At 68.8% G+C, this 16,834-nt stretch carries 19 protein-coding genes; 12 read left to right on the top strand and 7 right to left on the bottom strand.

The window, feature by feature from the left end:
• Positions 1 to 138: 138 nt before the first annotated feature.
• Positions 139 to 918, top strand: coding sequence for a purine-nucleoside phosphorylase (locus ACIO52_RS24910; RefSeq protein ID WP_218717698.1), 780 nt, complete (start codon positions 139 to 141; stop codon positions 916 to 918).
• Positions 919 to 2,427 carry a phospho-sugar mutase gene (locus ACIO52_RS24905; RefSeq protein ID WP_402647161.1) on the top strand — a complete coding sequence of 503 codons (1,509 nt, stop codon included), beginning with the start codon at positions 919 to 921 and terminating at the stop codon, positions 2,425 to 2,427.
• A 231-nt stretch (positions 2,428 to 2,658) separates the two neighbouring features.
• Here the strand turns inward: ACIO52_RS24905 and ACIO52_RS24900 are convergent, their stop codons facing one another.
• Together ACIO52_RS24900 and upp are read right to left on the bottom strand one after the other, a co-directional pair.
• Positions 2,659 to 3,069 (bottom strand): DUF4913 domain-containing protein, encoded by a 411-nt coding sequence (locus ACIO52_RS24900; RefSeq protein ID WP_402647158.1) that lies wholly within the window; start codon positions 3,067 to 3,069, stop codon positions 2,659 to 2,661.
• Between the two features lie 41 nt (positions 3,070 to 3,110).
• The gene (gene upp, locus ACIO52_RS24895) at positions 3,111 to 3,734 is read right to left on the bottom strand and encodes a uracil phosphoribosyltransferase (RefSeq protein ID WP_218717695.1); all 624 of its coding nucleotides are present in this window, start codon (positions 3,732 to 3,734) and stop codon (positions 3,111 to 3,113) included.
• 143 nt (positions 3,735 to 3,877) lie between these two features.
• Between upp and ACIO52_RS24890 the strand changes: the two genes are divergently transcribed.
• Genes ACIO52_RS24890 through ACIO52_RS24870 form a run of 5 tightly spaced genes read left to right on the top strand, consistent with a single transcriptional unit; the run spans position 3,878 to position 7,314 of the window.
• A complete protein-coding gene (locus ACIO52_RS24890; protein ID WP_218717694.1) occupies positions 3,878 to 4,204 on the top strand; it encodes a type VII secretion target in 327 nt (108 codons plus the stop codon).
• Positions 4,201 to 5,334 carry a C40 family peptidase gene (locus ACIO52_RS24885; protein ID WP_316573631.1) on the top strand — a complete coding sequence of 378 codons (1,134 nt, stop codon included), beginning with the start codon at positions 4,201 to 4,203 and terminating at the stop codon, positions 5,332 to 5,334. Before ACIO52_RS24890 ends, ACIO52_RS24885 begins: the two co-directional genes overlap by 4 nt.
• A complete protein-coding gene (locus tag ACIO52_RS24880) occupies positions 5,331 to 5,684 on the top strand; it encodes a hypothetical protein (protein ID WP_218717692.1) in 354 nt (117 codons plus the stop codon). Before ACIO52_RS24885 ends, ACIO52_RS24880 begins: the two co-directional genes overlap by 4 nt.
• Complete coding sequence (locus ACIO52_RS24875) at positions 5,681 to 6,034, top strand: YbaB/EbfC family nucleoid-associated protein (RefSeq protein ID WP_316573629.1); 354 nt, start codon at positions 5,681 to 5,683, stop codon at positions 6,032 to 6,034. Before ACIO52_RS24880 ends, ACIO52_RS24875 begins: the two co-directional genes overlap by 4 nt.
• 20 nt (positions 6,035 to 6,054) lie before the next feature.
• A complete protein-coding gene (locus ACIO52_RS24870) occupies positions 6,055 to 7,314 on the top strand; it encodes a primosomal protein (RefSeq protein ID WP_402647152.1) in 1,260 nt (419 codons plus the stop codon).
• A 51-nt stretch (positions 7,315 to 7,365) separates the two neighbouring features.
• On the opposite strand, the gene ACIO52_RS24865 is transcribed toward ACIO52_RS24870, so the two are convergent.
• The 4 genes from ACIO52_RS24865 to ACIO52_RS24850 all read right to left on the bottom strand — a co-directional run bounded on the left by ACIO52_RS24865 (position 7,366) and on the right by ACIO52_RS24850 (position 10,626).
• On the bottom strand, positions 7,366 to 8,463 hold the full coding sequence (locus ACIO52_RS24865) for an adenosine deaminase (protein WP_218717690.1): 1,098 nt from the start codon (positions 8,461 to 8,463) through the stop codon (positions 7,366 to 7,368).
• A gap of 136 nt (positions 8,464 to 8,599) precedes the next feature.
• Positions 8,600 to 8,785, bottom strand: coding sequence for a hypothetical protein (locus ACIO52_RS24860; RefSeq protein ID WP_402647149.1), 186 nt, complete (start codon positions 8,783 to 8,785; stop codon positions 8,600 to 8,602).
• A gap of 25 nt (positions 8,786 to 8,810) precedes the next feature.
• On the bottom strand, positions 8,811 to 10,193 hold the full coding sequence (locus ACIO52_RS24855) for a thymidine phosphorylase (RefSeq protein WP_218717688.1): 1,383 nt from the start codon (positions 10,191 to 10,193) through the stop codon (positions 8,811 to 8,813).
• A gap of 7 nt (positions 10,194 to 10,200) precedes the next feature.
• Complete coding sequence (locus ACIO52_RS24850) at positions 10,201 to 10,626, bottom strand: cytidine deaminase (protein WP_402647146.1); 426 nt, start codon at positions 10,624 to 10,626, stop codon at positions 10,201 to 10,203.
• Positions 10,627 to 10,916: 290 nt separating this feature from the next.
• Between ACIO52_RS24850 and sdhC the strand changes: the two genes are divergently transcribed.
• Genes sdhC through ACIO52_RS24830 form a run of 4 tightly spaced genes read left to right on the top strand, consistent with a single transcriptional unit; the run spans position 10,917 to position 14,313 of the window.
• Complete coding sequence (gene sdhC / locus ACIO52_RS24845) at positions 10,917 to 11,321, top strand: succinate dehydrogenase, cytochrome b556 subunit (RefSeq protein WP_218717686.1); 405 nt, start codon at positions 10,917 to 10,919, stop codon at positions 11,319 to 11,321.
• 1 nt (position 11,322) lies between these two features.
• Positions 11,323 to 11,757, top strand: coding sequence for a succinate dehydrogenase hydrophobic membrane anchor subunit (locus ACIO52_RS24840; protein WP_218717685.1), 435 nt, complete (start codon positions 11,323 to 11,325; stop codon positions 11,755 to 11,757).
• Positions 11,758 to 11,773: 16 nt separating this feature from the next.
• A complete protein-coding gene (gene sdhA, locus ACIO52_RS24835; RefSeq protein ID WP_255587496.1) occupies positions 11,774 to 13,543 on the top strand; it encodes a succinate dehydrogenase flavoprotein subunit in 1,770 nt (589 codons plus the stop codon).
• Positions 13,543 to 14,313, top strand: coding sequence for a succinate dehydrogenase iron-sulfur subunit (locus ACIO52_RS24830; RefSeq protein ID WP_218717684.1), 771 nt, complete (start codon positions 13,543 to 13,545; stop codon positions 14,311 to 14,313). The genes sdhA and ACIO52_RS24830 overlap by 1 nt, the downstream gene beginning before the upstream one ends.
• A gap of 153 nt (positions 14,314 to 14,466) precedes the next feature.
• Here ACIO52_RS24830 and ACIO52_RS24825 read toward each other — a convergent pair whose 3' ends face one another.
• The gene (locus ACIO52_RS24825; RefSeq protein ID WP_218717683.1) at positions 14,467 to 15,405 is read right to left on the bottom strand and encodes a fructosamine kinase family protein; all 939 of its coding nucleotides are present in this window, start codon (positions 15,403 to 15,405) and stop codon (positions 14,467 to 14,469) included.
• 180 nt (positions 15,406 to 15,585) lie between these two features.
• On the opposite strand from ACIO52_RS24825, the gene ACIO52_RS24820 reads away from it, so the two are divergent.
• Positions 15,586 to 16,815: a cytochrome P450 gene (locus ACIO52_RS24820; protein ID WP_218717682.1), complete on the top strand. Its 1,230-nt coding sequence runs from the start codon at positions 15,586 to 15,588 to the stop codon at positions 16,813 to 16,815.
• Positions 16,816 to 16,834: the final 19 nt, after the last annotated feature.

Below are 16,834 nucleotides of genomic sequence, written 5' to 3'. Positions count from 1 at the left end.
GCCGCGCAGCGGCCGGTTCGCGGCCGGGTCGCCGGTCAGGCGCCGCGGCGCACGCGACGAAGGAGCAAGCCGCGGCGCCTGACCGGCGACCCCTCGGGGCCGCGAACACGCGGCGCCCGCGCCGCATAGACTCAGCCCATGCTTGCCGAACAGGCCGCTCAGGCGATCGCCGAACGTACGGGAGTGCCGCGTCATCGCGTGGCCGTGGTGCTGGGATCGGGGTGGCAGGAGGCAGCCGCCGAGATCGGCGCGCCGCACGCCTCGATCGCCATGCCGGAGCTACCCGGCTTCGGCAAACCCAGCGCGCAGGGCCATGGCGGCATGGTGCATTCGGTCACCGTCGACGACAACAACGTGCTGCTGCTGATGGGCCGTCAGCACCTGTACGAGGGCTACACGCCCCAGCAGGTGGTCCACCCGGTGACGGCGGCGATCGCGGCGGGGGCCGAGATCGTGCTGCTCACCAATGCCGCGGGCGGGATCAGGCCCGGCCTGCGGGTCGGTGAGCCGGTGCTCATCGCCGATCACCTCAACCTCACCGCGCGCACGCCGCTGGAAGGCGCCCGCTTCGTCGACCTGGTCGATGCCTGGGACCCCGAACTGCGCGCCCTGGCCAGGGAGATCGACCCCAGCCTGACCGAGGGCGTCTACGCCGGGCTCACCGGCCCGCAGTACGAGACACCCGCCGAGATCCGCATGCTGGCCACGATCGGCGCCGACCTGGTCGGCATGTCGACGGTGCTGGAGGCGATCGAGGCGCGCTCGCGCGGCGCGCGGGTGCTCGGCATCTCGCTGGTCACCAACCTCGCGGCAGGCGTCACCGGTCAGCACCTGTCGCACGCGGAAGTGCTCGCCGAGGGCCAGGCCGCCGCGCCTCGGCTCGGCAAGCTGCTGCGCGGGATCCTGGAGCGCGTGTAGATGTTGCGCTTCGGGACCGCGGGCCTGCGTGGACCGCTGCGCGAGGGCCCGGACGGCATGAACGTGACCACCGTGTCGCGGGCGAGCGCCGGTGTCGCGGCCTGGCTGCGCGAACGGTGCCTGGGCGGCGGCGCGGTCGTCGTCGGGCGCGACGCCCGGCACGGCTCGGCCGAGTTCGCCACCGCGACCGCCGAGATCTTCACGGCCGCGGGCTTTCCCGTGACGCTGCTGCCCGAGCCGGTGCCGACGCCGGTGGTGGCGTTCGCGGTCCGGCAGCTGGGCGCGGTGGCCGGGGTGCAGATCACCGCGTCGCACAACCCGCCCGCCGACAACGGCTACAAGGTGTACCTCGACGGCGGGTCCCAGCTGATCGCGCCCGCCGACACCGAGATCGAGCGGTGCATCGAGGCGGTGGGCGACCCGATCGCGCGCGAGCCGGTCTCCCCGTCCGGCGCGGAACTGGTCGACCGCTACCTCGCGCGCGTCGCCGAACTGCCCGGCGTGCTCGGCGGCGCGGGCGAGCGGGCTCCGGTGCGGATCGCGCTGACCGCGCTGCACGGCGTCGGCGGGGAGCTCGCGGTGCGGGCGCTGGCCGCCGCCGGATTCACCGACGTGCACGTCGTCGACGAGCAGTTCGCCCCCGACCCCGACTTCCCGACCGTCGCGTTCCCGAACCCCGAGGAACCCGGCGCGGCCGACCTGCTGCTGGCACTGGCCGAACGGGTGGACGCCGATCTGGCGATCGCGCTCGATCCCGATGCCGATCGCTGCGCCCTCGGCGTGCCCGGCCCCGCCGGCTGGCGCATGCTGCGCGGCGACGAAACAGGTGTGCTGCTGGCCGATTACGTCCTGCGCACCGCCACCGGCGACCCGCTGGTCGCCACCACCCTCGTCTCCTCGCGACTGCTGTCGAAGCTGGCCCCGGCCCGATCGGCCCGCTACGCCGAGACCCTCACCGGCTTCAAATGGCTGGCCAGGGCGGGCGAAGGGCTCGTCTACGCCTACGAGGAAGCCATCGGCCACTGCGTCGATCCGGCCACTGTCCGAGACAAGGACGGCATCTCCGCCGCCGTCGCGGCCGCCGACCTCGTCGCCCTGCTGCAGGCCGAGGGCCGCACCCTCCAGGACGAACTCGATTCCTACGCGGTCGAATTCGGCCTGCACGCGGGCGATCAGGTCTCCCTGCGCCTGCCCGACCAGGCCGCCGCGAGCGCCCTCGCCGCCGCCCTGCGCGCGAACCCGCCCAGCGAGATCGCCGTGACCCCGGTGAAATTCACCGACCAGTCCCAGGTCCGCGGCCGGATGCGCACCGACGCCCTGATCTTCGACGCCGACGACTTCCGCATCGTCGTGCGTCCCTCGGGCACCGAACCGAAACTCAAGTGCTACCTGGAGGTCTTCGCCCCGGTCCCGGACCCCACCGCCCTTCCGCAGGCCCGCACCGCCGCGGCCCACCGCCTAGCCGAACTGGCCGACTACTGCCGTTCCCTCGACACGGGGACGCGGTGATCGAGAAGCACGGCACTCATTGCGGCGGAACTGTTCTGCGCCTCGGCAGGCTGGAAGGTACTGGAAGCAATGCCGAGGCCGAGACTCGATGGCTGGAAGGTCCATTCCAGAGCGGCTCTTACGGCGGCACGAGGCGCTCCCGTAAAGCGGCCGTCGATGTCGACGCCTACCGATGCGTCGCTTGTGACCACCTCGAGCTGTTCGTTCGGAACGACTGACGCGCAGGCCGCGTCACCGGGTTTCGCGCACCTGCGGGCGGTCGAACAGTTCACGATCCGCCGGTGGCATCTCGGCGATCGGCAGTGGCGATGTTGAGCGGTGGCCGCGCTCGATCGAGCACTGCCGGAACGGCCCCGACGACGAGAGCAGCACGCGGACATGCGGATCCGCGTGATCGAGGAACCACACGCTGAGGCCGAACCCGCCGCCGAGCCGCAGTTCCTCCCAGGCTTGCCATAACGCATCGAGCCGGACCACCGCACCGGCATGCCGCCACCATTCGGGGCACCAGTGCACCTGCTCGCCCGGCCGGTATCCCACGGTGTCACCGACCAGCCCGGCAAAGTACCCCGAGACCCACTCCAGCACATTGGCGTAGACCCGATCGACCGGTTCGTCCCCGCTGCTGTCCGCACTCCCCATAGAGGCAGAATGACACAGATCGGCCGGTCAGTGACAGGATTTCAGCGCGGTCCGAACTGGCGGTCGCCCGCGTCGCCGAGGCCGGGGACGATGTAGGCGTTCTCGTTGAGTTTCTCGTCGACGGCGGCGGTGACCAGACGGACCGGCAGGCCGGAGTCGGCCAGGGCGGCAACACCTTCGGGCGCGGAGACGACGCAGACGGCGGTGATGTCGGTGGCGCCGCGGGCGACGAGGAGTTCGAGGGTGTGGCGCATCGAGCCGCCGGTGGCGAGCATCGGATCGAGGACGAACACGGGCAGGCCGCTCAGGTCGGCGGGCAGCGATTCCAGGTAGGGCACCGGCTGATGGGTCTGCTCGTCGCGGGCGATGCCGACGAAACCGACCCGCGCCTGGGGCACGAGATCCGCGGCGGCGTAGACCATGCCGAGCCCGGCACGCAGCACCGGAACCAGCAGCGGCGGCGCGGCCAGCCGCACGCCTTCGGTGACCGCCACCGGCGTGTCGATCGGCTCACGCACGACGGGCGCGTCGCGCAGCGCCTCGTACATGAGAATGCCGGTGAGGTCGCGCAATGCCGTGCGGAACGCGGCGTTGTCGGTACGGGCGTCCCGCATGGTGCTCAGCAGGGTCGCGGCCAGCGGGTGATCGACGGTGTCGGTGCGCATGAAAAAACGATAGGGTCACCAGGCGCTCCGGGTGCGGCTGCTGGGGAAATTTTCGCGGTCGAGGGAACCGAATGCGGCCTCGGTGCGTCCAAGCAAGAGAGTGACGTACTCTGCCCGGGAACTCGAGGATTGGGGGAAGTTCGATGACTAAGATGTCGGCCGATGCGGAGGGCATCGTCGCCTACAGCGCGACCGCCGGGGTCATGTCCACCGACCTGGCGACGGCGGTCGCCGGATCGATCGCCTCGGCCCCCGGCTTGCTCGGCCCGATCATGGGCCTGATCGGCGGCGATTTCGTCGCCGCGTACTCGGCGGCGCACGCCGGCCATGTGGCCGCGATCGGTCAGCTCTCGGCGGTCATGGCGAGTATGAGCGCGGCGACCGCGAGCGCAGCGACCACCCTCGTCGACACCGACGCCGACTTCGCGGGCGGGCTCGGCTCGGCGGGCGAGATCGGCACCGAGGCATGATCGACCTCAGCGGACTGGCCCAGCCCCTGCTGGATCTGCTGTCCAGCTTCGGCACCGGGGTGCTGGGCACCGGCGGCGCGTCCGACGGGCTGCGGTCCACCTCGACCAACCTCGACCAGATCTACGAGCTCGGCCGCAACAGCATCAACAACGTGAACACCGCGTGGGACGGCATGGCGGTCGACGCCGCCACCTCCAAGGCGCTGCGCGTGCAGACCTCCTCGGCCACCCTGTCCGACACCGGCAACGAGATGGCGACGGTCGTCGACCAGGCCGCGGCCTATGTCGAGACCGGGCAGAAGGATCTCGACACCATCGTCAATTCCTTCCTCGCCGACGTGTCGGCGCTCAGCCCCACCCTGGCCACCCCCGCGGGCCTGGTGGCCGTGGTGAGCTCGGCGATCGACCACATCGGTCAGGGTCTCGGCGTCGTCAGCCGGGTGGAGGAGGAGCTGGGCACGCAGACCGCGGCGATCCAGGAGCTCACCCCGGCGCCGTCGAGCACGTCGCTGGCGAGCACGTCCTCGGGCATCTCCAGCCTCGCGTCCTCGGCGTCGAGCCTGCTGTCGGGCACCGGCGGTTCGGTGCTCAGCGCCGTGTCCTCGGGCCTGTCGAGCGCGCTGAGCGGTACCTCCAGCAGCTCGAAGTCGACCACCACCGGCACCACGACGAACAACGGCAGCAAGACCTCCACCGGGTCGTCGTCGGGCTCATCGACCGGGTCGACCGGCACCGGCGTCAAGATCACCCTGCCTGACGGCAGCACCGTCGAGGCGCCCAACGAGGAGGCCGCGACGGCGGTGCGCTCGGCGATCAGCGCCGTCGGCACCCCGTACGTCTGGGGCGGCAACAGCCCGGGCTCCGGCATCGACTGCAGCGGCCTGACCCAGTACGCCTACGGCGAGGCAGGGGTCGAGCTGCCCCGGCTCGCACAGGAACAGCACATCGGACATCCTCAGGTATCCCCCGGTGACCTGATGCCGGGCGATCTGGCCGTATGGGACGGTCACGTCGCCATGGTGGTCGGCAACGGGCAGCTCGTCGAGGCAGGCGATCCCGTCTCGATCAGTTCCATCCGAACGGAGAACAGTGGCATGGAGTTCTACGGCTTCTACAGGCCTACCGCATGACCGGCACGCCGATCCCCGAGGTTCCCAATGTGGAGTCCGCGGTCAGCACCAACCGGTCCGGCACCATCTCGGTCCGCGCGACCAGCATGGGCCTGCCGATCGCGATCAAGTTCGAACGCAGCGAGTACCAGTACGGCGCCCAGGCGCTGGCCGATGAGATCCTGCGTCTGACCAGGCGCTCGACCATCGCCGCCGCGGCCCGCCTGCGCGAGATCTACAGCGAGCAGGCCGAGATCCCCGATCACCTGCTGGACCGGATGAACCTGCCCACCCGGCGCCAGGCGGTCGACGAGCTCGATCGCATCGACGACGCCGACACCGGTCAGACGAGTTGGATGAGGCCACTGTGAGCGCGGAAATGGATGCCCTGGTCGCCGGGGTGACCGGAAAACTCGAGGCGCTGGAGGCGGCGCTGTACGGGTTGAAGCAGGTCAACGGGCGATTCACCACCGAAGACGGACTCGTCACCGCCGAGGTCAACAGCGACGGCGCACTGGTCGCGCTGTCGCTGGACGAGGGGATCACCGCGCTGGCGCCCACCGAGGCCGCGCAGCTCATCCTGACGGCGTGCAGGCAGGCCACCGAGACCGCTGGCGCGGCTCGTTCCAACATCATTGCGACACTGAACGAATCGCTCACCGGGTCCGCGCCGCAGGGGTCGGAGCAATTAGCACCCGGGCCGGATAGTGCCCGGCGCTGAAGGTCGATAGGCTTCGCGTCATGGCTTCTGGAGACATCGTCCCGATCGAGCTCGGTCTGACCGATGGCGATCTCGTCACCCTGTGGGCACCGCGCTGGCGCGACGGTGACGACGAGTGGGAGGCGTTCCTCGGTCACGAGGACGACCTCTACGGATTCGAGTCCGTTGCGGAGCTGGCGGCGTTCATCCGCACCAACTCCGACAACGATCTCGTCGACCACCCGTCCTGGGCGATCATCGCTGGTCTCTCGGCCGCCGAGCTGGAGCCGGAGGAGAACTTCAGCTTCGATCTGGTCGCCGTGCCCGAGCTGGCGGCGGGCGACCCGGACGTCGATGTCGTCGGCGAGCTCGAGGACACCCTGGCGATGGTGCGCAACATCGGCGAGGTGTGCGAGCTCGACGTGGTGACCAAGTTCTTCGGGTCCAACCCGGTACTCGGCGCGCTGGCCAGCGGGGCGAGCACCTTCGTCGGCCGCGACGGCGAGGAGCTGTGGGACCAGGTCGGCGCGGCCATCGTCAAGGGCTGGGACGACGTGCTCGACGCGATCGACGGTGTCGTCAGCACCCCCGAGGTCGACGCGGCCGCGGTCGCCGTCGCCGAGGCCGAGCTGTTGGCCGCCGAGGAGAACGAGGTCGACGCCGACGACGTGGCCGAGGAGGACGAGGAGTTCGAGAGCGTCGACCTCGCCGCCGAGGACGACGACGAAGAGGACGAGGACGAGGACGAGGACGACTCCTTCTGGCACGAGGTCGGCATCGACCCGGTCAAGATCGTCACCTCCGACGGCGAGCACTTCACCCTGCGCTGCTACCTCGACGACGAGCCGATCTTCCTCGGTGACGGCCGCACCATCACCGTGTTCGGTTCCGAGCGCGCGCTGGCCCGCTACCTGGCCGACGACCACGAGCACGAGCTGGCCCGGGTCTCCACCTTCGCCGAGGTGCAGACCGCGGCGGTGGACGGTTCGCTCGAGGTCGAGGTGACCGACGAGAACGTCTACGTGCTCACCGGTCTGGTCGACGACCTGGCCGAGGGCCCGGAAGCGGTCGATATCGAGCAGCTCGACCTGGCCGTCGAACTGTTCAGCGACGCCGCCGACTACGCCGACGACGACAGCGTGGATCAGGCGCTGGCACAGTCGAATCCGCTCGGCTGGTACGTCTCCTACCTGCTGAACCCGGACCCCAACCGGATGGCGCCGAACCCGCCGTTCGCCGCGGAGGCCCAGCAGTTCCGCGACCTGCAGCGCGCCTTCGAAGCGCGGCTCACCCAGGAATAGCGCCCGACGACACAGGGGCGGTGCCGATCCGGCACCGCCCCTGTTCGCGTTTCACCCGAGCAGTACCGCGTAGCCCGGTTTGATCACTTCGTCGATGATCTTCAGCCGATCGGGGAACGGGATGAACGCCGACTTCATGGCGTTGATGGTGAAGCGCTCCAGGTCGGACCAGCCGTAGCCGAAGGTTTCCACCAGCTTGAGCATCTCCGCGCTCATCGTGGTGTCGCTCATCAGCCGGTTGTCGGTGTTGACGGTGACCCGGAAGCGCAGCCGTGCGAGCAGGTCGAACGGATGCTTGTCCAGCGAGGGCACCGCGCCGGTCTGCACATTCGACGACGGACACAGTTCCAGCGGGACGCGCATGTCGCGCACATAGTTGGCGACCAGGCCGAGTTGGGCGTCCTCGATATCGCCGGGCACGGTGATGTCGTCGGTGATGCGCACGCCGTGGCCGAGCCGATCGCAGCCGCAGAAGGCCAGCGCCTCGTGGATCGACGGCAATCCGAACGCCTCACCCGCGTGAATCGTGAAGTGCGCGTGGTTGGCTCGCAGATACTCGAAGGCGTCGAGATGGCGGGTGGGCGGGAAGCCCGCCTCGGCGCCCGCGATGTCGAAGCCACCGACCCCGCGATCGCGGAAGCGCACGGTGAGCTCGGCGATCTCCCGGGATCTGGCCGCGTGCCGCATCGCGGTGAGCAGACAGGTCACCCGGATGACCTCGCCCCGCTCGGCCGCGATCGCCTCGCCCTCGCGGAAACCGGCGATGGTGTGCTCCACGACCTCGTCGAGCGTGAGGCCCTTCTCCAGGTGCTGTTCGGGCGCGAACCGCACCTCGGCGTAGACCACGCCGTCGGCGGCGAGATCGATCGCGCACTCGCGGGCGACCCGCCGCAACCCCTCCGGGGTCTGCATCACGGCGACCGTGTGGGCGAAGGTCTCCAGGTATCGCTCCAGCGATCCGCTGTCGGCGGCATCGCGGAACCACGCCCCGAGACTCTCGGCATCGTCGGCGGGTAATTCGTCATAGCCGCAGTCCGCGGCCAGCTCTAGCACCGTCTCAGGCCGCAGACCACCGTCGAGGTGATCGTGCAGCAAGGCCTTCGGTGCGCGTCGGATCGAAGCAAGGTCTAGGGGCGCCGGTCCAGTCATGTTTAGACGGTAGCCGCATGCGCCGATCCCGGCAGCGAACTTCCCGCGTGGCAACCGTCTCGTTGAATATCCGACCCGCGACGGACTATTGCGGGTCACCTGAGTCCGCCGGTTCGGTCGCCGATGGTGCGGTGTCTCAGCCGGACGGTGCCGCGGGCTCGCGCACCGTGTGCCCGGCCCGAAGCCGGCGTTCGGTACCCGGCAGTGCGGCGGTGACCAGCATGAACAAGAACAACACGGGCAGCGGCAACACCAACAGGGGCAGTTCGAGCCCGCCGCAGATGATCGTCGCCACCATCCCCAGCGGGGCGCCGATGATCACCGACGTCCGCCCCCGGAACTGGTCGTCAGCCGATCCGGCCGAGGACCAGGTCCCCCGGCTTCGCCTCGGAGTCCGGTTCGACCGCCACCGCGTCCACGAGAGCGGCCAGAGCGCCGGCGAAGGCCTCCGGTGTTTCGGTGTGCAAGGTGAGCAGCGGTTGGCCCGCGACCACCGCGTCACCCGGCTTGGCGTGCATCTCGATCCCGGCGCCCGCCTGCACCTGTTCACCCTGACGCGCGCGACCGGCGCCGAGCCGCCAGGCGGCGGTGCCGACGCCCATCGCGTCGAGCCGGGTGAGGATGCCGCTCGATTCGGCCCGGACGACCTCGGTGTGGCGCGCCACCGGCAGCGGTGCGTCGGGGTCGCCGCCCTGCGCCTGGATCATCGCGCGCCACTGGTCCATGGCCCTGCCGTCGGCGAGCACGTCGGCCGGGTCGATGTGCAGGCCGGCCTGGGCGACCATCTCGCGGGCCAGCGTCAGCGTCAGTTCGACCACATCGGCGGGTCCACCGCCGGCGAGCACCTCCACCGACTCCGCGACCTCGAGCGCATTGCCCGCCGTCCGGCCGAGCGGGGTGTCCATCGCGGTGAGCAGCGCGACCGTGTTCACGCCCGCGTCCCGACCGAGCTCGACCATCACGGTGGCCAGCTCGCGCGCGTCGTCGAGGGTCTTGAGGAACGCGCCGGAGCCGACTTTCACGTCCAGGACCAGCGCCGCGGTCCCCTCCGCGATCTTCTTGCTCATGATCGAACTCGCGATCAGCGGGATCGACTCGACCGTGCCGGTGACGTCGCGCAGCGCGTAGAGGCGCTTGTCGGCCGGGGCCAGGTCGGCGCCCGCCGCGCACACCACCGCGCCGATCGCGGGATCGGCCAGGATCTCGCGCATCCGCGGCACGGTGACATCGGCCCGCCAGCCGGGGATCGACTCGAGTTTGTCCAGCGTGCCGCCGGTGTGGCCGAGTCCGCGACCCGACAGCTGCGGCACGGCGGCACCGCAGGCCGCCACCAGCGGGGCCAGCGGCAGCGTGATCTTGTCGCCGACCCCGCCGGTCGAATGCTTGTCGACGGTGGGCCGGGGCAGGTCGGTGAAGTCCAGCCGGCTGCCCGAGCCGATCATCGCCGCCGTCCAGCGGGCGGTCTCGCGCCGGGTCATCCCCCGCCACACGATCGCCATGGCCAGCGCCGACATCTGTTCGTCGGCCACGATTCCCCGGGTGAACCCGTCGACCACCCAGTCGATCTGTGCGTCGGACAGCTCCCCGCCGTCGCGTTTGGTAGTGATGACCGATACCGCGCTGTGGCCGCCACTCCGCGTTTCCTGGCCGGACGCAGGCGCGGACGGACTCACGTCGGCGACCGGCGGCAGGTGGGTGGAGCGTTCGTTCGTCCCCGACGAGTTACCCATGTGCCCACTAAATCAGTGGTGACGGGCCTTTGCCAGTCCGACCGGCCGCCAGATCGTCCGGCCCGAACGCGTAGGGCAGCAGTTCGCTCAGCCGCTTGGGCCCCTCGGCGTGGTCGACGAGCAACTCCGCGCCGCCGTGCTCGAACAACAGCTGCCGGCAGCGTCCGCACGGCATCAGGATTTCGCCCCGGGAATCGGTCACCGAGACGGCTACAAGGCGTCCCCCACCCGAAGCGAATAAGTTACCGACGAGTACACATTCGGCACACAGGGTTAGCCCATATGAGACATTTTCCACATTGCAACCGCTCACAATTCCACCGGCCGCCGTGAGAGCCGCGGCACCCACCGGGAATCCCGAGTACGGGGCATACGCCGACCCCATAGCGCGAATTGCCATGTCATGCAAGGTATTCCAGTCGATTTCAGGCATCGCGAACCTCCAGCCGATCCCGCCGAACGCGTCGACAATCGGGCCTCCGCACCAGTATCCGGCATGGAGAAAGGTAAACCTAACTCGGCTGATTCGCACGCAACGCACGGCACGCCGAATTAGTTCCGCGAAACAGAGAGGATTAGAGTCAGCCGAAGATCGGTTCAGGTTCCCGGCGGCGGGCCAGCGCTCGCGAACACAGCGCAGCCACCTGGGCATTTGCCTCTCCACGCACGCCGGCGTCGGATCTGTGACCGGGTCCATCAACGACGTTGGAGGCACCGCACTCTATGACCACGATAGAAGCTCCGGCTCCGGCCCAGCCGAAGCGGAAGACGCTGTACCGCGGCGACCCTGGCATGTGGTCCTGGGCGCTGCACCGGATCACCGGTGTCACGATCTTCTTCTTCCTCTTCGTGCACGTGCTGGACACGGCATTGGTCCGGGTCAACCCGGATACCTATGACCACGCGATCGAGCTGTACAAGAACCCGCTGGTCGCGCTCATGGAGATGGGCCTCGTCGTCTGCGTGCTGTTCCACGCTCTCAACGGCGTCCGCGTGATCCTGGTCGACTTCTGGTCGCAGGGTCCGCGCTTCCAGAAGCAGATGCTGTGGATCGTGCTGACCATCTGGGTTCTGGTCTCCGCCGCCGGCGTCGGCCGCCAGTTCTTCTACCTGCTGACGGAGCACTGATATGTCTGCACCTGTCCTCGGCAAGTCCTACGACCGCCCGGCCAGCCTCGACGCTCCCCGCTCCCCCCGGGCCAAGTCGAGCAGCAATTTCGAGAAGTACGCGTGGATGTTCATGCGGTTCTCCGGCCTGCTGCTGATCGTGCTGGTGCTCGGCCACATGTTCATCATGCTGATGATCGACGGTGGCGTGAAGCGCCTGAACTTCGCCTTCGTGGCCGGTCGCTGGTCCAGCCCGTTCTGGCAGTTCTGGGACCTGGCCATGCTCTGGCTGGCACAGCTGCACGGCGGCAACGGTCTGCGGACCGTCATCGATGACTACTCCCGCAAGGACTCCACCCGGTTCTGGCTCAAGACCATCCTCGTGGTCTCGATGATCCTGGTGATGAGCGTCGGCACGTACGTCATCTTCACCTTCGACCCCAACATCACCGGTTAGGAACAGGCCACCTCGCATGAGTGAATCCCGTCCGATTCAGGAGCATCGCTACGACGTCGTCATCGTCGGCGCCGGTGGCGCGGGTATGCGCGCGGCGATCGAGGCCGGTCCCCGGGCTCGCACCGCGGTCCTGACCAAGCTGTACCCGACCCGCAGCCACACCGGCGCGGCCCAGGGTGGCATGTGCGCCGCGCTGGCCAACGTCGAAGAAGACAACTGGGAATGGCACACCTTCGACACCGTCAAGGGTGGTGACTACCTGGTCGACCAGGACGCCGCGGAGATCATGGCCAAGGAGGCCATCGACGCGGTGATGGACCTGGAGAAGATGGGCCTGCCGTTCAACCGCACGCCCGAGGGCAAGATCGACCAGCGCCGTTTCGGTGGCCACACCCGTGACCACGGCAAGGCGCCCGTGCGTCGCGCGTGTTATGCCGCCGACCGCACCGGTCACATGATCCTGCAGACGCTGTACCAGAACTGCGTCAAGCACGACGTCGAGTTCTACAACGAGTTCTACGTGCTCGACCTGGTGATGACCGACACCGAGCGTGGCCCCGTCGCCACCGGCGTCGTCGCCTACGAGCTGGCCACCGGCGAGATCCACGTCTTCCACGCGAAGTCGATCGTGTTCGCCACCGGCGGCTCGGGCCGCATGTACAAGACCACCTCGAACGCGCACACGCTGACCGGTGACGGCATGGCGATCGTGTTCCGCAAGGGCCTGCCGCTCGAGGACATGGAGTTCCACCAGTTCCACCCGACAGGCCTCGCCGGCCTGGGCATCCTCATCTCCGAGGCGGTTCGTGGTGAGGGTGGCATCCTGCGCAACGCCTCCGGTGAACGCTTCATGGAGCGCTACGCCCCCACCATCAAGGACCTCGCGCCGCGTGACATCGTCGCCCGCTCGATGGTGCTCGAGGTGCTGGAAGGCCGGGGCGCCGGGCCGAACAAGGACTACGTCTACATCGACGTGACCCACCTCGGCGAGGACGTGCTCGAGGAGAAGCTCCCCGACATCACCGAGTTCGCGCGCACCTACCTGGGCGTCGACCCGGTCAAGGAGCTCGTGCCGGTCATGCCGACCTGCCACTACGTGATGGGCGGTATCCCCACCCGCATCCGTGGCGAGGTGCTGCGCAACAACACCGACGTGGTCCCCGGCCTCTACGCCGCCGGTGAGTGCGCGTGTGTGTCCGTGCACGGCGCCAACCGGCTCGGCACCAACTCGCTGCTCGACATCAACGTGTTCGGCCGTCGCGCCGGCATCGCGGCCGCCGAGTACGCCCAGCGCACCGAGTTCGTCGAGATGCCGGAGAACCCGGCGCAGATGGTGCAGGACTGGCTGACGCTGATCCTGTCCGACCACGGCAACGAGCGCGTGGCCGACATCCGCACCGAGCTGCAGTACACGATGGACATGAACGCCGCCGTGTTCCGCACCGAGGACACCCTCAAGCAGGCCCTCACCGACATCCACGCGCTCAAGGAGCGCTACACCCGGATCACGGTGCAGGACAAGGGCAAGCGCTACAACAGCGACCTGCTCGAGGCCGTCGAGCTGGGCTTCCTGCTCGAGCTGGCCGAGGTCACCGTCGTCGGCGCGCTCAACCGCAAGGAATCGCGTGGCGGCCACGCCCGCGAGGACTACCCGGACCGCGACGACGTCAACTTCATGCGGCACACGATGGCTTACAAGGAGGGTCCGGAGCTCATCTCCGAGATCCGCCTCGACTTCAAGCCGGTGGTGCAGACCCGCTACGAGCCGATGGAGCGTAAGTACTGATGACTGCTGTAGCCGAACCCACCACACAGAAGCCGGCGCCCGTTCCCGAGGGCTCGGTCATGGTCACCGTCAAGGTGGCCCGGTTCAGCACCGAGAACGACAAGGGCGCGTACTGGGATTCGTTCCAGGTGCCGGTCCTGCCGACCGACCGCTTCCTCAACGTGCTGATCTACATCAAGTCCTACCTGGACGGCACCCTCACCTTCCGGCGTTCCTGCGCCCACGGTGTGTGCGGTTCGGACGCGATGCGGATCAACGGTGTGAACCGGCTGGCCTGCAAGGTGCTGATGAAGGACCTGCTGCCCAAGGGCAACAAGACCCTCACCATGACCGTCGAGCCGATCCGCGGCCTGCCCGTGGAGAAGGACCTCGTGGTCGACATGGAGCCGTTCTTCGACGCGTTCCGTGCCGTCAAGCCGTACCTGATCACCTCGGGAAACGAGCCCACCCGCGAGCGCATCCAGTCCCAGCACGACCGTGCCCGCTTCGACGACACCACCAAGTGCATCCTGTGCGCCTGCTGCACCACCTCCTGCCCCGTGTACTGGAGCGACGGCAGCTACTTCGGCCCGGCCGCGATCGTGAACGCCCACCGCTTCATCTTCGACAGCCGTGACGAAGGCGCCCGCGAGCGTCTCGACATCCTCAACGACGTCGAGGGCGTGTGGCGCTGCCGCACCACCTTCAACTGCACCGACGCGTGCCCCCGCGGCATCGAGGTCACCAAGGCCATCCAGGAAGTCAAGCGGGCCCTGCTCTTCACCCGCTGATCTCCCCCGGTCTCGGCGAAGGCCGCCTTCATCTTTCGATGGAGGCGGCCTTCGTCGTTCACGGACGCCAGGATTCGCCACGAGTCCGTCCGCACGGTCCGCACCGGGTCGATCGGAGACCGGACTGCGGGCACCGGACGGCCGCGTCTTGTTTCAGCGATAGGGAGCGGCCGCGTCGAGGACGGCGGTGCGGTACGCGCGGCCGAAGAGGATCGCGTGCACCAGGAGTAGCGGCAGGTTGTGGAGGGGGATGCGCGATCGCCAGTCGGGGGCCAGTGGGTAGGTGTCGTCGTAGGCGGCGACGATTCGGGAGAAGTGGGGAGCGCCGCCGAACAGGGTGAGGGTGGCCAGGTCGGTTTCGCGGTGCCCGCCGTGGGCGGCGGGGTCGATCAGCCAGGGAGTGTCGGCGCGGCTCCACAGGACGTTGCCGGGCCAGAGGTCGCCGTGGATGCGGGCCGGGGGTTCGTCCGGCGCCTCGATGCGGATCGATTCGACCAGTGCCGCGTCGGCGGCGTCCAGGCCGCCCGCGTCGACGGCGAGTCTCAGGTACGGCAGGATGCGGCGTTCGCGGAACCAGGTCGGCCAGTCGTCGCCCGGGGTGTTGTCCAGGGGTAGGCCCGCGAGGAATCCGGCCGGTCCGACGCCGCCTCGCCCGGCATCAAGCGAGGCGGCGTGGGGTGACACCGCCGCACCGAAGCAGGGCGCGCCCGCTCGATGGGTGGTGGCGAGCTCGCGCCCGAAGCGTTCGGCGGCGGCGGGACTCGGCTCGGCGTGCTCGATCCACTCCAGCAGCAGCAGTTCCTCGGTGACCGCGTACACCTCGGGCACCGCGACCCCACCCGCCTCGCGCAGCCAGCGCAGACCGTCCGCTTCGGCCGCGAAGAGACCGGCGGGCGCGGCGGTGGCCGCCGCCGTCGGCGCGGCGGACGCGCCACCCGGCCAGGTCTTGAGGAACAGATGGGTCCCGTCGTCGAGCACGATCCGCTCGGCGACGCTGATCGAGCCGCCCGGCACGGGCGTCGTACGCAGGCGCTGGTGCGCGAGGAAGGTCGGCAGCAGATGCGGGTTCGCGCGCAGAAACGGCAGGTCCACGCGGCCATCTTGCCGAGTGGGCGGCGGTCGCGGTCGGCGAACCGCGCGAATCTCCTCGACACATTTTGTAAACAGGTATTACTAAACGCTGTTCATAAACGGGTCGGACGTGGTTACATCGTCGAGAACGTGTTCCACATCACGTTGTGACGTCCGCGCACCGGACCGGAGGAGATAGCCGTGACCAGCACCAACATCCCCGCGGGGTTCGATTTCACCGATCCCGACCTGCTCGCCAGCCGACTGCCGATCGAGGAGTTCGCCGAGTTGCGGCGGACCGCGCCGGTCTGGTGGTGCGCCCAGCCGGACCGCGCCAGCGGGTTCGACGACGGCGGCTACTGGGTGGTGTCCAAGCTGGCCGACATCAAGGAGATCTCGAAGAACCCCGACGACTTCTCCTCGCACGAGAACACCGCCATCATCCGGTTCAACGAGGAGACCACCCGCGAGCAGATCGACATGCTCGGCAACATGCTCATGCTGAACCTGGATCCGCCGCAGCACACCAAGATCCGGCGCATCGTGTCCAAGGGGTTCACCCCGCGCGCGGTGGAGAACCTGCGCGCCGCGCTCACCGAGCGGGCCGAACGGATCGTGTTCGACGCCAAGCGCGCGGGACGCGGCGACTTCGTCGAACAGGTGGCCGTCGAGCTGCCGCTGCAAGCGATCGCCGAATTGCTCGGCGTGCCGCAGGAGGACCGCCGCAAGATCTTCGACTGGACCAACCAGATGATCTCCTACGACGATCCGGAGTTCGAGGGCAACCACCACACCGCCACCGCCGAGGTGATGGGCTACGCCTGGAACATGGCCGAGCAACGCCGCGGTTGTCCCGCCGCCGACATCGTCACCCAGCTGGTCAACGCCGATGTCGACGGTGAGCACCTCGGCTCCGACGAGTTCGCCTTCTTCGTCATCCTGCTCGCCGTCGCGGGCAACGAGACCACCCGCAACTCGATCACCCACGGCATGAAGGCCTTCGTCGACAACCCCGCCCAGTGGGAGCTCTACAAGGAGCAGCGCCCGCGCACCGCGCCGGACGAGATCGTGCGCTGGGCGACCCCGGTGACCGCGTTCCAGCGCACCGCCACCCGCGACCTGGAACTGGGCGGACAGCAGATCGAGAAGGGCCAGCGGATCGGGTTGTTCTACAGCTCGGCCAACTTCGACGAGGAAGCCTTCGCCAACCCGTTCGAGTTCGACGTGCTGCGCAACCCCAATCCGCACGTCGGCTTCGGCGGCACCGGCACCCACTACTGTGTCGGGGCGAATCTGGCCCGCCTGGAGATCGACCTGATGTTCAATGCCATTGCCGACGCGATGCCGAACCTGCGCCAGGTCGCCGACCCGGTGCGGCTGCGCAGCGGCTGGCTCAACGGCATCAAGCGCTGGGAGGTCGAATACGCTTGAACCGAACCATGATCGAGGG

Source organism: Nocardia sp. NPDC087230, assembly GCF_044744725.1.
Taxonomy (GTDB): domain Bacteria; phylum Actinomycetota; class Actinomycetes; order Mycobacteriales; family Mycobacteriaceae; genus Nocardia; species Nocardia canadensis.
This window is presented reverse-complemented; position numbering and strand designations above follow the sequence as displayed.